This window comes from Thalassospira sp. CH_XMU1448-2 (genome assembly GCF_037027285.1).
GTDB classification, from domain to species: Bacteria; Pseudomonadota; Alphaproteobacteria; order Rhodospirillales; family Thalassospiraceae; genus Thalassospira; species Thalassospira profundimaris_C.
In genome coordinates this window covers 975,912-990,004 of record NZ_JAYMEA010000001.1, presented here as the reverse complement: position 1 = coordinate 990,004, position 14,093 = coordinate 975,912, and the positions used below count along the sequence as shown (strand labels likewise).

Below are 14,093 nucleotides of genomic sequence, written 5' to 3'. Positions count from 1 at the left end.
CACCACCCGGACGGAGGTCTGCGTTGATCTGGGTTGGTTTGTCTGCATTGGCGCTTTTTGGTGCGGCTGTCATTTATGTCAGCCTGCCCGGCTATAATGGCAAAGTATTTTCCCCGCGCCGGATGGGACTTTCCGTCATTCCGGTAGTGATTGCATTTGGTGTTTATATTGTTATTGGCAATCCGACATTACCCGCGAAACCCTATGCCGAACGTGCAGGCGAGCGTAACCTTGCCGCAGCAGCCGCAGTTGCGGGCAATGTCACCAATCCGAATTACAAGACAGACCAGCAAATCCAGCGCCTGCTTAATCAGATCGTGCTGTCGCTTGAGGTCAATCCACGCAACCTTCAGGGCTGGGTGGCACTGGCGCGCGGCTCCTTGCGGCTTGGCAATATCGAACGGGCGGTTGCCGCCTTTGCGCAGGCCTATGCCCTTTCCGGGCACAACCCGTTATTGGCAATTGAATATGCCGACACCCGTATTACCGCGCAAAACGGCCAGATAGACAGCACGTCGCGCGATCTGGTGTTGCATGCTTTGGGTCAGATGCCCAACCATCTTCTGGCGCGCTATTATTACGGTATCATGTTGAAACAAAGCGACAAACCGTCACAAGCATTGAATGTCCTGCGCGATCTTTATCGCGACTTGCCAAAGGACGATCCGCTGGGCAACGCCACAGAAAGCGAGATCAAGGCTCTTCAGGCACTTTCAGATGCGCGTACCGACGCCCAGTAAATACGCCCAGTAAACAACGTAAATCACGCACCGAACAGATACAGCACCCCAAGCAGGATGGCTGTGATCATCAATAAGGTGCCACCAAGTGCGACAAGCTTCATGATCGGGTGAAGCTGGGCCAGATCGCTCTGGTTTGAACCATCCTCGCCAACAGCATTGCTCTCAGACGCCGCACTGGTTTCGTTAAAGCGCCGCAAGGCTTCCTCGCCGCTCATTGGCGGCATCTTGATACGATCAAGGACCGTCCCCTGATCCGGGTTACGGTCCCTGTTCTGTTTGTCGACGTTTTTGTCTGTCATCAAATGTTTCTGGTACTTAACGCTCGACCGTCAGACCGCTGTCGCCAAGATCATCCTGCGGCTGGTAGGTTGGCCACTGCCCCGCAGCCAGAAGATCAAGTGACGGCGCTTCCTGACCAAAGCGCGACCGGTACATCCAGAGATTGGCCATCACGCGCTCGATAAACAGCCGGGTTTCACGCGACGGAATGCTTTCGATGAAATAGAGCGGATCGACATTGTCCTTAAGCGCCTTTTGCCAGCGCCCAAGATTGCCAATCCCGCCATTATAGGCCGCCATCAACTGCAAGAAACCGTTATCGACACCGTTCTGTTCAAGCAAATGATCAACATATTTCTGACCAAGCGACAGATTGATTTCCGGTTCATACAGCTCGGCACGTTTGGCACCGCGATAGCGGGTATTGCCGATATAGCTTGCTGTTGCCGGCATCAGCTGCATCAAACCACGCGCACCGGCATGGCTGCGCGCATCGGTATTAAAGCCTGATTCCTGGCGCATGAAGGCATAAATCAGCGCACGGTCGACTTCATACCCGCCTTCGGGCTCCCATGGCGGGACCGGATAAAGGGCGTTTACAAAAACATCACCGGTTTTCTGCGCGATATAACTGCCAAGACGCATGGTCAGGGACGCGAAATTCGCCGTATCGGTCAGTGCCAGCACCGCACGGCGCAGGGCATCATCATCCTTGGCTGCGGCCTTGCGAAGTTCGCGTTCGGCCTCGTCGCGCTGACCGACCTGAAGAAGGGCCAAAGCACGGCGACCATGCGGATCAAGTTTCAACTTGTTTGCACGGTTTTCGTCAAGCTCAAGACTGTCCCAGTCAAACACGTCATCGCGACCAAGTGCACGCATGGCAAGCTGACCATAGAAGGATCGCGGATATTCGGCGGCGCGATTAAGCATCTTCTCGGCATCTTCGAAATGCCCGGCGGCCAGATCAATGCGCGCAGCCCAGAACGCGCCAGCCGTGCGGGTCCAGCTTGATGCATATTTATTGGTGCTAAGGGCGGCAAAATGCTTGTGCGCGGTGTCCATCTTGCCAAGTCGCCATGCGGTCAGACCTGCGGTCCAATGCGCCTGTGGCAGATATTTACCCGACCGCTTAGCTGCTTCGCTGGCAAATTTCAGCGCAAGATCGGGCTTGCCGAAATAATAATAGCCCGACGCAATGGATGCGCGCGCCTGATCCTGTTCATAGGCATCAAACAGACGCTTTGCTTCAAGGCTTTCAAGAACCTCTAGCGCCCCGCTGGGCCAGCCATTACCAATCCGGTGACGAATACGGTTCTTGAGCGTCGACAGACGCGAACGTTGTGCTGCGGAAAGCTGTTTGGTCGATTTGTGATAATAGGGCGAGATATTTTCATAATCATATCCGGCACCCGAAACATAGCTTCCGACCGGCTTTTTCGGATAGTTCGCAGACCCGCGGCGTGTCAGCGCAAGTTTATAGATGCGCGGCGCCTGAGGCAGGTCGGCATAGCTCGCAAGCCAGTCCTTGAGTTCTTTGTAACGTGACCGATATGCCGTCGGATGCAAATAACGCTGTGCCAGAACATGGCCCATCAGCACATCATCCGAAAGGCGCGAAATCAGCCGGTCGGCATCTTTCCAGCGGCCCTGTTCCTGAACAGCAAAAATCTGTTCATAAAGCTCGGCATCACGATCTGAAAGCGGCTTGGGAACAAGGACCGATAATGCATCGTCCAGTTCGGGATTACCCAAAGCAGCCTGTTCCTGCGTGTCCGCGACAGCAGGTGACGGAGCTGCCATGAAGGTCATGACCCCGAACATAGCGACTAAGAGGCCCTGTCTTAGTGTGGTTTTCACACCCGGCAGGCTTGTTCTTATTGCTTCGATCAAATTCAGTATCCCCAACGAGGCTTTGCTTCAAAGCCGCGTGTTTATCCCGAAGCAGCTTGGTCTCGCAACCCGTTGCCTGCGGTGTTCCCCCCGGTGCAACGGCGCCTTTTATAGCAGCAAACGCCCAAACCGCGAAATCATTTATCTGGAATCAATTACTTGGCGAGATCCCATTTCACCCGATCAGACAGACGCATATCTCCCATGCGTACGCCCTATTTATCGCCAATTCCTTAAAGCTTCTGTGCAACGGCCCGCAAGTCACGCCATGCAAGGCGCTTTTGTTCGGGGGTTCGCAGCAAATATGCCGGATGGAACATTGCGGTCAGATCGGCCCTGGCCCCGTCGGCAAAGACCAGTTCCTTCCATGTGCCACGCAAACGCGTGATCCCTCGATCTTCTTCCATCAGGGTTTTGGCAGAACTTCCGCCCAGACATACGACGACCTTTGGGCCGATCAGTTCAAGATGACGGCGCACAAACGGTTCGCACACTGCAACCTCGGCCGTGGTCGGCTGCCGGTTCCCCGGCGGGCGCCAGGGCAGGATATTGGTGATATAGACTTCTTCGCGCGCAAGTCCGATGGACCGCAACATCGCATCAAGCAGCTTGCCGCTGGGACCAACAAACGGCAGTCCCTGCCGGTCCTCCTCCGCACCCGGGGCTTCGCCAACCAGAACCAGCTTGGCTTCGACATTCCCGGTCCCAAAGACAGTGTTGCTTGCAGATTTTTTAAGCGCGCAGCCTTCGAACTTCTCGATGGCGTCTTTGAGTTCATCAAGACTGGTGGCGGCTGCGGCCGCATCACGGGCCGACTGACGGGCTTCGTGCGGTGTATCTGAAAGCAGAAACCCGCCATCAGCGCCTTGTGGCATCGGAGCCGGACCACCAGCGCCAAGCGCAGATGGTCGCGCCACAGACGTCGCCCCGGGACGGGCTGCCGATTGCGGTTGCGGGGCGAATCCGGGCCGGTTCGCAGCATTCCGGCTCAGGCTTTCAGAAGCCTTGAAACGGTCGAGTGGCTCGTCAGCAATTGCTTCGTCCACACCCATTTCATATTGCCAGACCAATGCCTGAAACGGATCGAGATTATTTACATCAAAATCTGTAATTGGATTGCTCATCTACACAAAGGCGGTGTATGTTGCGGCGCACGCGTGATTGGTGCAGCGGATTTTGACCGACTTTAACGATTTTGATCCATATGTACCATATACAAACGCGCGCTAAATAGGTATAGCTATACCGATTAAGCGCCAAATGTGAGAAATCAGGGCTTGGGCGAGACTCTGATCGGTGAATACCGGCCTGCAACCAAACGGACGAAAACAGTTCGAACAAGGTCGCAGCCAAACGAGAGAGGCCATATGGAACGCGAATCCATGGAATTTGACGTGGTTGTCGTAGGCGCCGGTGTATCCGGTCTGTCGGCTGCCATCAAACTGATGCAACTCGCCCAGGAACAGGAAAAAGAAATCACCGTCTGTGTGGTTGAAAAGGGTTCCGAAGTCGGCGCCCACACCCTGTCGGGTGCCGTGATGGAGCCCCGCTCCATGAACGAACTTTTCCCGGACTGGAAAGAACGCGGCGCGCCGCTGAACGTTCCGGCTGGTGAAGACCAGTTCATGATGCTGAGCGAAACCGGTTCCAGAAAACTGCCGACCCCGCCGCAGATGCATAACAAGGGCAATTATATTGTCAGCCTTGGTAATGTGTGCCGCTGGCTTGGCGAACAGGCCGAGGCGCTTGGCGTTGAAGTTTATCCGGGTTTTGCCGCCGCCGAAGTTCTGTTTAACGAAGACGGTTCGGTAAAGGGTATTGCCACTGGCGATATGGGCCTTACGCGTGACGGCACGCCGGGCCCGAACCACGAACCGGGCATGGAACTGCATGCCAAATACACCTTCTTTGCCGAAGGGTGCCGTGGATCGCTTTCCGAACAGCTGATCAAGAAGTTTGATCTGCGCAAGAATTCCGATCCGCAGACCTATGGCATCGGCATCAAGGAACTTTGGGAAGTTGATCCGGAAGTCCATAAGGAAGGCCTGATCCAGCATACGGTTGGCTGGCCGCTCGACAAAGACACCTATGGCGGATCCTTCCTGTATCACCTTGATAACAATCAGGTTGTTGTCGGCTTTGTCATCGGCCTTGATTACGCGAACCCGCATCTCAGCCCGTTTGACGAGTTCCAGCGGTTCAAGACCCATCCGGCCATTCGCAAGATTTTCGAAAAGGGTCGGCGCATTTCCTATGGTGCACGCGCGCTCAACGAAGGCGGTTTCCAGTCGATCCCTGATCTTGTTTTCCCGGGTGGTTGCCTGATCGGCTGTTCGGCGGGCTTCATGAACGTGCCGAAAATCAAGGGATCGCACACCGCGATGAAGACCGGGATGCTGGCCGCCGAGGCCGCATTCGAGGCCCTGACCGCAGACGAAGTCCCCGCCCAGATGGACAGCTATCCGTCGCGCATTGAAAACAGCTGGATCTATCCGGAACTGCACAAGGTCCGCAACATCCGCCCGAGCTTTGCCAAATGGGGCTTCTGGGGCGGCATGGCTTATAGTGCGGTTGATACATATCTGTTTGGCGGCAAGGCTCCCTGGACTTTCAAGAACCATGCAGACCATTCCTGCCTGAAACCGGCAGCCGAGATGCCCAAGATCGACTATCCGAAACCCGATGGCAAAATCAGCTTTGATAAATTGTCGTCGGTCTTCCTGTCGAACACCAACCATGGCGAAGACCAGCCTGTTCACCTGACGCTCAAGGATGACAGTGTTCCGGTCAACACCAACCTTGCCATTTATGATGGCCCCGAAGCACGGTTCTGCCCGGCAGGGGTTTACGAATTTGTCGAAGATGAAGACAAGGGCGGCAAACGTTTGCAGATCAATGCCCAGAACTGCGTGCATTGCAAAACCTGCGACATCAAGGACCCGACCCAGAATATCGTCTGGGTGGTGCCCGAAGGTGGCGGCGGCCCGAATTATCCGAACATGTAAGCCTTCTGGCTTTCGTCATACAAAAGACCCGCTATCTGGCGGGTCTTTTTGTTTGGTCTGATGATTGTATTTTCCCGACCAAACCGGAGCTTTGCCAGAAGGTTTGCACAGCCACCAACCTGAAATCCGTGACGGTTTTGAACCGGCATGCCGTGATATAGCGTATTGTCTTGCGATTGCATGTCGTCGCGTGTTGCAAATGCTTTGCCTTATAATTGCCGACTGAGTAGGCTAAACCCGAAATTCAACATGGTGTTGCTCGGCACGCGACAATACCGAACCCGAATTGCGGACGCAGGACAAGCCTTTGAAACGTCAACTGTTACAAATCATCATCCCGATGACGGCACTTGCTCTTTCAGCCTGTGGCTCCATGCCACAGCGCGACGAGCAGGTAGAATTCCAGTATCCGCAATCAGACGGCTTTTCGGGGAACTTCCTTGCAGGGAAAGCAGCCCAGCTTGAAAGCCAGTCCGGCTATGCGGCACAGTATCTTTTGCGCGCCCATGAACTGGAACCCGGTAATAACGAATTGCGCCGCCGTGCCTTTCTGGCACTGATCAGTGATGGCCGCATTTCCGATGCCAGTGACATCGCCAAACAGCTTCAAGGAGAAAATCCTGAAGACCTGTTTGCAGCCCTGACGGTCATGGACACCGCGATCCGTGAAGACCGCTATCAGGATGCAATCAATGTCGTATCGGAACTGCCGCAGCGCGGCGTCAATGCCCTGATCGCCCCCCTGGCAAAGGCCTGGCTATATGCCGGTCTGAACGAACCATCCAGGGCCTTGTCGTCACTGGATGAAATGCAGGGGAATGGCGCGCTTAATCCGCTTTCGGAATATCATCGTGGCCTGATTCTGGCCTATTTCGATGATCTTAACGGTGCCGAACGCGCCCTTGCCAGCGCCTATGGCGATCCGGCGGATGCGCCGCTGCGCGCGGCCGAGGCCCTTGGTGCGGTCTATGAGCGCAAAGGCCAGTCACAAAAAGCAGCCCTGCTGTATCAAAGCTATATGGATCGCCACCCGCAGTCACTAGCCATGCCCTTCCATCTGGAACGGCTTGAACGCGGCGAGCCGCCACTGGCAACGATCCTGACACCAACCACCGGTCTGGCAGAGGCCTATCTTGACATCGCGACCCTGCTTAGTCAGGAAAATGCTGTTGATCCGGCCCTGTTGATGGCGCGTTATTCCCTGTCGCTGCGCCCCTATGACGATATCACCCGGCTTCTGGTCGGTGAGGTCATGGAAATCCAGGAACGCTATGACGCGGCGATCTCGGTTTATAGCGCGATTCCGCAAACATCCCCGCACAGCTGGAATGCCCGTCTTCGCACCGCATCCAGTCTTGAGCAGATCGGGCAGGCTGACAAAGCCATCGATATTCTCGAAAACATGGTCAATGAACGCAAGGACCGTCCCGATGCCCTGATCCAGCTTGGTGATATCCTGCGTATTCAGGGCGACTATGCCAAAGCCGCAAGCGCCTATGACAAGGCGATTGAGCGCCTTGGTGGTGACAGTCTGGTCGGATGGCGGTTGCTGTATCGTCGCGGTATCGCCCATGAGCGTGCCGGTGACTGGAAAAAGGCAGAAACGGACTTCCTGCTTGCGCTCGAAATCGAGCCGGAACAACCCTATGTCCTGAACTATCTTGGATATAGCTGGGTTGATATGGGCAAGAATTTCGAACAGGCCGAAGACATGCTGAAACGCGCGGTCGAATTGCAGCCTGATGACGGCTATATCGTCGACAGTCTTGGCTGGGTTTACTACAAGCTCGGCCGGTTTGATGACGCGGTCGAGCAGCTTGAAAAGGCTGTGGAACTCAAACCCGATGATCCGACCATCAATGATCACCTTGGCGATGCCTATTGGCAGATCGGGCGGTATCACGAAGCCCGGTTCCAGTGGCACCGCGCCCTTTCATTCAATCCGACAGAAGAATTGCGGACCACAGTCGAAAACAAGATCAAGGGTCAGGTACCGGCCGTCGCCCCGGTCGTCGTGAACTGACCAGTTAGTTCGGGAAGAAACATCCATGTCTGCGACCTATAGCGAACAGGCACCGGCCAAAATCAATCTGTTTTTGCATATCACCGGCAAGCGTGATGACGGTTATCATCTGCTTGAAAGCCTTGTCTGCTTTACCGCTGTCGGTGACGTTCTAAGTGGCGAATGCCGCGATGATGGTGCGATCAATCTGACGATCACCGGTCCGATGTCGGCAAGCCTTGCGCTTGAAGAGACCAAAAACAATCTGGTTGTCCGCGCCGCACGGCTGCTTCAGGAAGAAAGCGGCACCAGCCTTGGTGCTGATCTTGTCCTTGATAAGCGCCTGCCTGTTGCGTCGGGCATTGGCGGCGGGTCTGCGGATGCGGCCAGTGCATTGCGCCTTCTTTGCGATATGTGGCAACTCGACCTTGATCAGAATGCCCTTTCACGGATTGCGCTCAGTCTCGGTGCGGATGTGCCGGTATGCCTGCATGGCAGGACCTGTCTGATGTCGGGTATTGGCGAAAAACTGACCGACCTTCCCGAACTTCCGCCCGTTGCCATGTTGCTGATCAATCCCGGCAAGGCGGTTTCGACCCCGGCAATTTTCAAGGCACGCGAAGACGAAGCCTTCTCTGTCTCGGGGCTTTGGGATGTGCAACGTGAATTTGCCAGTGGGGCCGCCCTTGCCGATGCCTTGTCGGAATGCGGTAATGACCTGACGCTTGCCGCCACCAGTATCCTTCCCGAGATTTGCGATGTGCTGAATGCGCTGGCCCGTGAAGAAGGCTGTCTGCTTGCCCGGATGTCGGGAAGCGGGGCCACCTGTTTTGGCATTTATGACACCAGAGATCAGGCAGAAAAGGCCGCAATTGCCATCGCTGCCCAGCACCCGGACTGGTGGATTTCACCAACGGAAATCATCAGTCAGCAAGCCAGAGTTCTGTCAAATATCGGCGCGTCATTCCCCGACTAGGACCGTGATAAAAAAACCTTCAAATAGAGGGTTGCACTCTTGTCACGGGGGCGCTATTTTCCGCGCCACGCACGCTGATGGGGCGTGGCCAAGTGGTAAGGCATCGGTTTTTGGTATCGTGTACCGTAGGTTCGAATCCTACCGCCCCAGCCAAGACAAACCGCTTTGAGGTTTTCCTCAAAGCGGTTTTCTTTTTGCCCAAAGATATCCGGCCTTCAACCGGGCCTCGTTTCGTTCCCCGGAACTTCTCGAATTGCGCGTGACAACCCCCATATTCACAATGTAGCGTTCAACTGTCTGATAAAGACCATTACCCTGCCAAAGCAAACAGAACAGGGAACGTAAGTTTTTTTAGGGGAAGCGAATGACACCCGGGGACACAGAAAATCGCGACAGCCCACATCCCTTGCTGCGACCGCGCGATGTTGTCATCCCCTTTCGCAAACGCATCCTGATTGCGACCGGGTTGATCCTGAGCCTGATTTTTGCTGATGGCGTTGTCGATTACATGATTGAACATGCCCGTCAGGAAACCACCCTTCAGATCAATATGAGCGGCCGCCAGCGCATGCTGAGCCAGCGCATCAACGGCTTTAGCCAGATGCTTGCACAAGGCACTCAGACCACCGCAGCCGAAAGTAACGAAATACGCCTTGCACTAAAAGACGCGATTGACCTGATGGAAAGCTCCCATCGCGCACTTGTCGATGGCGACCAGCAGCTTGCGCTTCCCCCGTCAGAAGGCGTCATTCGCCGCTATTATCTTGAAGGAAAACCGTCACTTGATAGTGAAGTAAGATCGTTTCTTGAAGCTGCAAAACGTGTTCTGAACAGCACCGACCCCGGACAAAGCCGTGTTGTGGCCATTGATGCCGAATATATTCACCGGACTGCTTTCAAACCGTTGCTTGAGATGCTTGACCGGACGGTTACGCTTTATCAACGCGATGCCGAACGCCAACTTATGATCAGCACGCAAGTATCTCTTGTGACGCGCGGGGCGTTGATCCTGTGCATTCTTGGCGTGATCTTTGGTGTTGTCTGGCCGATGATCGCGATCATTCGCACCAACCTTCAGCAATTTGCAACCGAACGGAACCGGGCCAATGCCGCCAGTCAGGCAAAGTCGGAATTTCTGGCCACTGTCAGCCACGAAATAAGAACCCCGATGAACAGCATTCTTGGTCTGTCAGGTCTGCTGGCCAGAGGCGATATGGCGGCAAACCTGCAACGTTATGCTGTGCTGATCAATGAATCAGCCAAGACCCTTATGGCCATCGTCAACGACGTCCTTGATCTTAGCAAGATTGAAGCCGGCAAGCTCGAGATCGAGCATATCGTCTTTTCACCACAGGATGTTGTGCGCAACACGGTTGGCAGTTTCAGCAGTATCGCCTCGGACAAGGAGCTTGATCTGCGCACCATCATTGCCGACGACACACCGGACTTTGTCGAAGGTGATCCCACCCGATTGCGCCAGATTCTGGCTAACTTTCTTTCCAATGCCCTGAAATTTACCGAGACAGGGAATGTTACGGTCAATCTTTACCGCAGCGACAGGCTTTCCGAACATTGGGCAGATGTCGTTGTTCTAAGGCTTGAAGTTACGGATACCGGTATCGGCTTTGGCGACGAAACACGGAAAAATCTGTTTGAGGCCTTTAATCAGGCCGACCAGTCAACAACACGCAAATATGGCGGCACTGGTCTTGGACTTGCCATTGCCAAACGTTTGACCGAGGCAATGGGCGGCAAGATTGATGCCTCCGCTGTCCCCGGCAAAGGTGCAAAATTTTGGGTCGACGTTCCGTTCACACCAGTACATCCGGCCCTGAACGAGCACAGCGGACTTGTTGCTGAACATTATTCGCCTGAACTTCCGACCCTGGAAAATAGTGACGTGCCGCTTGATAATTTCATCAAGGTGCTCGTCGTTGATGACAAGGAACTCAATCGTATCGTCATAGGGGCCTTTCTTGACAAAGGTCCCTATGAGATCAGCTATGCCTGTGATGGCCGCGAAGCTGTCGAGAAGGCCGTGGAAAACCGCTATGACCTGATCCTGATGGATGCGCAAATGCCGGTGATGGATGGCACAGAGGCCCTTCATGCCATCCGAAGGACGCCGGGACCATCGCGCAATGCAAAGATCATTGTCGTTACCGCAGACGCCCTTGAACAAGCCGAAAGCCGTTACCTTGCGATCGGGTTTGACGGATATCTGTCCAAACCACTGACGCCGGAAACACTCGCACGGGTTCTGCGAGCTGTCATGTGATCAGTATCCGTATCGCCTGCCGTCAGTCCCCGCCGAAGCAGACGATCGTATACTAGCCTGCCTGTTTGGATTCATACATTGCAACACCGGCGCGTGCGATCAAGGTGTCGACCGTATCCCCCGGCTCGGCAATCCCCAGACCAACGCTCAGGCTCAGGTGAAGTTCATCATCGCCTGCCCGGAAATCAGATTCACGGACACGATCCGTCAGGCGTTGCAAATATTTAATAGCCCCGGCGGCACCGGTTTCGGGCATCAGGATCAGAAATTCCTCGTTGCCCCACCGTGCGATCACGTCGGTGTCACGCATAAGTTCCGAAGATACCCTGGCAAACAGTTTCAGGGCGTTGTCACCCGCATCATGACCATAATCGTCATTGAGTTTCTTGAAATTATCGTAATCAAGCAAACCAACAACCAGCTGCTTGTCATAGCGTTTGGTACGCCCGAGTTCGGCTTTCAGGCAATCTTGCATATAACGCCGGTTATAAAGACCGGTCAGCGGATCGCGCGTCGACAGACGTTCGACCTCCTTGCGCGCAGCGTCGAGTGCGTGCTGATCGGCACGGCGAGCAATCGCCTGCCCCAGCAACAAAGCAAATAGCCGAACCAATTCGATATCAGGTGCTGTAAAGACAGGGACCGGTCGCGGCCCCGAGAAACTCAGCGTTCCATAGTATTTGCCATCCACCGGAACCGGCGCGCCAAGATAGGCTTCAAGCCGGAAATTCTGATAACTGGAATGGGTTTTGACATCGCTTTGGCCAACATGGTTGAAGCCGCACACATCGCCGGCCTGAATGACATGGGCGCTATAGGTGTTGGCGAGTTCAAAACTCATGCCCGGTGTCAGGGCATTTTCGGGATGCACGGCCTGCTGGATTTCATACTGATCCTCAACGATCTTGCTGAACACTCCGATCGGCAGACCAAAATGTTCCGTTCCCAGTTTCAGGATCGCATCGACGCGCTGCTCGAAATTCAGGTTCTGCGACGTGATGATCTGGTGCAGCCGGTTCAATGTCTGGTTAGAAGCCAAGCCAACGGAATTTGCGCCACTATTTTGTTCTGTCGTCATTATTTCACCAACCGTTGCACCATTGATACCCAAAGCCGCCTGCCCCTGTGGCACGCATCAGAAACACAGCTTTATGCCAGCCAGCTTAACGAACAATTACCGGCCTTAACCTATTAAGATTAGACCGATACCATACGTATGCATAAGCCTTTCATTGATACGATCCGTTTTATTGGCGCATCGCTTCTTTCAGGGCGGTGACACGCGCAGGATCGACACATATTCGTCCATCTTCACCGCCGTCCGCCTTGCAGGAGGCATGCAGTTCGATGGCCCCGGTTATGAGCAAGATCTCGTCCGCATTGGCCGCCGAAACCCCGGCACCGGGCAGGATCATGATCCGGCCATTGGCCTGCTTTTGCAGTTTTGCGATCTGATCACGCCCGGACAGTGCATCGGATGCGCCTCCGCTGGTCAGGATGCGGTCAAAGCCCAGCACAACCGCCTGTTCAAGCGCGCGGGACTGATCGACAACCACGTCAAAGGCCCGGTGCAGGGTTGTCTGCAGACCATCACATTCAGCAATCAGGTCCCGCAAAACAGCAACATCAAGATTGCCATCCTTGTCGCAGGCGCCAAACACCACACCGGCCGCACCATGATCGCGCGCCAGTGCGATCTCGTGCTTCATGAGGGTACATTCAGAAGCGTCATAACAAAAGTCACCCGGCCGTGGACGGATCATCACCATACATGGCGCATCAAGTCCGGAAATGTGCGCCAAGGCCCCGGGGGTTGGCGTCAGCCCACCAAGTGCCAGTGCCGAACAATATTCAATCCGGTCTGCTCCGGCTTCGATTGCACGCACCGCATCCCCGAGACTTTCGACACAGACTTCAAGCAGAAGATCATTTCCGGTCATCAGCGCGGTATCCCGATTGGTCGCGACCCTTTATCCGATCCCGCGCCTTTCGCATCAAGATGCAGCATTGCCGCCCCCCGAAGTCCACCATCGCTGGCAAAGGCACCGGGAATGATCAGCGGGTTGTCATAGCGTCCCAGAGCACGTTCACGAACCAGCGCATCGATTTGCGCGACAATCCCCTTTTCCGATGCCATGCCGCCGCCAACCGGAATACAGTCGGGATCAATGACATTGACCATCAGGGCAAGCTCGCGGGCGACCAGTTCACAGTAAATCTCGACCGCGCGGGTGGCCTGGACATCTGCGGCCCGCCAGGCATCAGTGATTTCAAAGCTGCTGATCGGGTTTCCGCTGATCTGGGTGTGAATATGTTCAAGGCCACGCGCTCCGCCCCAGGCATCAAGGCACCCGGTTTGACCACAGCCACAGGGAACCGGTGCCAGACCATTACGGATCAGCGTACCGGTTACATCATTCCCATGCCCCCATTCGCCGCGAATGCCACTGCCACCGCCAATGAAGCGGCCATCAACAACAATACCGCCCCCCACGCCGGTACCAAGAATGATCGCGAAAACGGTTCGGGCATTTTTGGCGACACCGCTGATCGCCTCGGCCAGGGCAAAGCAATCAGCGTCATTTTCCACCAGCACATTGCGGCCAAGGATGGATGACAGTTCTGATGCCAGGGACCAGCCCTTGATCGCCGGGATGTTGGCTGAAATCACCGCTCCGCTTTGCGGATCCAGACCACCGGCAAAACTGATCCCGATATCGGGACGCGCACCGAATTCCTGATCCGCCTCGCCGATCACATCCCGGATGGTTGCAACAAACGCATCCAGATTGTCCCTGGGCGTTGGTGTCTTGCTGTGAAGCAGGACTTCACCAGCGTCACTGAACACCCCGAATTCAATCTTTGAACCGCCAATATCAAAGGCATATTGCATGGGCTTATCCCTTTCTGCCGACAGATA

Annotated in this window: 11 protein-coding genes and 1 tRNA gene; 6 read left to right on the top strand and 6 right to left on the bottom strand. The window is 55.0% G+C overall.

What is annotated here, in order from left to right; genetic code table 11:
• Positions 1 to 23 precede the first annotated feature (23 nt).
• Positions 24 to 740 carry a tetratricopeptide repeat protein gene (locus WA318_RS04470; protein WP_114097852.1) on the top strand — a complete coding sequence of 239 codons (717 nt, stop codon included), beginning with the start codon at positions 24 to 26 and terminating at the stop codon, positions 738 to 740.
• Positions 741 to 763: 23 nt separating this feature from the next.
• Here WA318_RS04470 and WA318_RS04465 read toward each other — a convergent pair whose 3' ends face one another.
• From WA318_RS04465 to WA318_RS04455, 3 genes are all read right to left on the bottom strand, one after another.
• Positions 764 to 1,042, bottom strand: coding sequence for a hypothetical protein (locus WA318_RS04465; protein WP_336080119.1), 279 nt, complete (start codon positions 1,040 to 1,042; stop codon positions 764 to 766).
• A 16-nt stretch (positions 1,043 to 1,058) separates the two neighbouring features.
• The gene (locus WA318_RS04460) at positions 1,059 to 2,822 is read right to left on the bottom strand and encodes a lytic transglycosylase domain-containing protein (RefSeq protein ID WP_336080118.1); all 1,764 of its coding nucleotides are present in this window, start codon (positions 2,820 to 2,822) and stop codon (positions 1,059 to 1,061) included.
• 323 nt (positions 2,823 to 3,145) lie between these two features.
• Positions 3,146 to 4,036 (bottom strand): uracil-DNA glycosylase, encoded by an 891-nt coding sequence (locus WA318_RS04455; RefSeq protein WP_114097849.1) that lies wholly within the window; start codon positions 4,034 to 4,036, stop codon positions 3,146 to 3,148.
• A gap of 243 nt (positions 4,037 to 4,279) precedes the next feature.
• Between WA318_RS04455 and WA318_RS04450 the strand changes: the two genes are divergently transcribed.
• The 5 genes from WA318_RS04450 to WA318_RS04430 all read left to right on the top strand — a co-directional run bounded on the left by WA318_RS04450 (position 4,280) and on the right by WA318_RS04430 (position 11,173).
• Positions 4,280 to 5,917, top strand: a complete 1,638-nt coding sequence (locus WA318_RS04450; protein WP_114097848.1) for an electron transfer flavoprotein-ubiquinone oxidoreductase — start codon at positions 4,280 to 4,282, stop codon at positions 5,915 to 5,917.
• Between the two features lie 307 nt (positions 5,918 to 6,224).
• On the top strand, positions 6,225 to 7,940 hold the full coding sequence (locus tag WA318_RS04445) for a tetratricopeptide repeat protein (protein WP_114097846.1): 1,716 nt from the start codon (positions 6,225 to 6,227) through the stop codon (positions 7,938 to 7,940).
• A 25-nt stretch (positions 7,941 to 7,965) separates the two neighbouring features.
• Positions 7,966 to 8,895, top strand: coding sequence for a 4-(cytidine 5'-diphospho)-2-C-methyl-D-erythritol kinase (locus WA318_RS04440; protein WP_336080117.1), 930 nt, complete (start codon positions 7,966 to 7,968; stop codon positions 8,893 to 8,895).
• A gap of 78 nt (positions 8,896 to 8,973) precedes the next feature.
• Positions 8,974 to 9,048 (top strand) — tRNA-Gln (locus WA318_RS04435).
• Positions 9,049 to 9,259: 211 nt separating this feature from the next.
• Positions 9,260 to 11,173 carry an ATP-binding protein gene (locus WA318_RS04430; protein WP_336080116.1) on the top strand — a complete coding sequence of 638 codons (1,914 nt, stop codon included), beginning with the start codon at positions 9,260 to 9,262 and terminating at the stop codon, positions 11,171 to 11,173.
• A 52-nt stretch (positions 11,174 to 11,225) separates the two neighbouring features.
• Here the strand turns inward: WA318_RS04430 and WA318_RS04425 are convergent, their stop codons facing one another.
• The 3 genes from WA318_RS04425 to WA318_RS04415 form a co-directional block, all read right to left on the bottom strand.
• Positions 11,226 to 12,251 carry a sensor domain-containing diguanylate cyclase gene (locus WA318_RS04425; protein ID WP_336080115.1) on the bottom strand — a complete coding sequence of 342 codons (1,026 nt, stop codon included), beginning with the start codon at positions 12,249 to 12,251 and terminating at the stop codon, positions 11,226 to 11,228.
• Positions 12,252 to 12,420: 169 nt separating this feature from the next.
• Positions 12,421 to 13,113 (bottom strand): copper homeostasis protein CutC, encoded by a 693-nt coding sequence (locus WA318_RS04420; RefSeq protein ID WP_336080114.1) that lies wholly within the window; start codon positions 13,111 to 13,113, stop codon positions 12,421 to 12,423.
• Positions 13,113 to 14,066 carry an ROK family protein gene (locus tag WA318_RS04415; protein WP_336080113.1) on the bottom strand — a complete coding sequence of 318 codons (954 nt, stop codon included), beginning with the start codon at positions 14,064 to 14,066 and terminating at the stop codon, positions 13,113 to 13,115. Before WA318_RS04415 ends, WA318_RS04420 begins: the two co-directional genes overlap by 1 nt.
• Between the last annotated feature and the right edge of the window lie 27 nt (positions 14,067 to 14,093).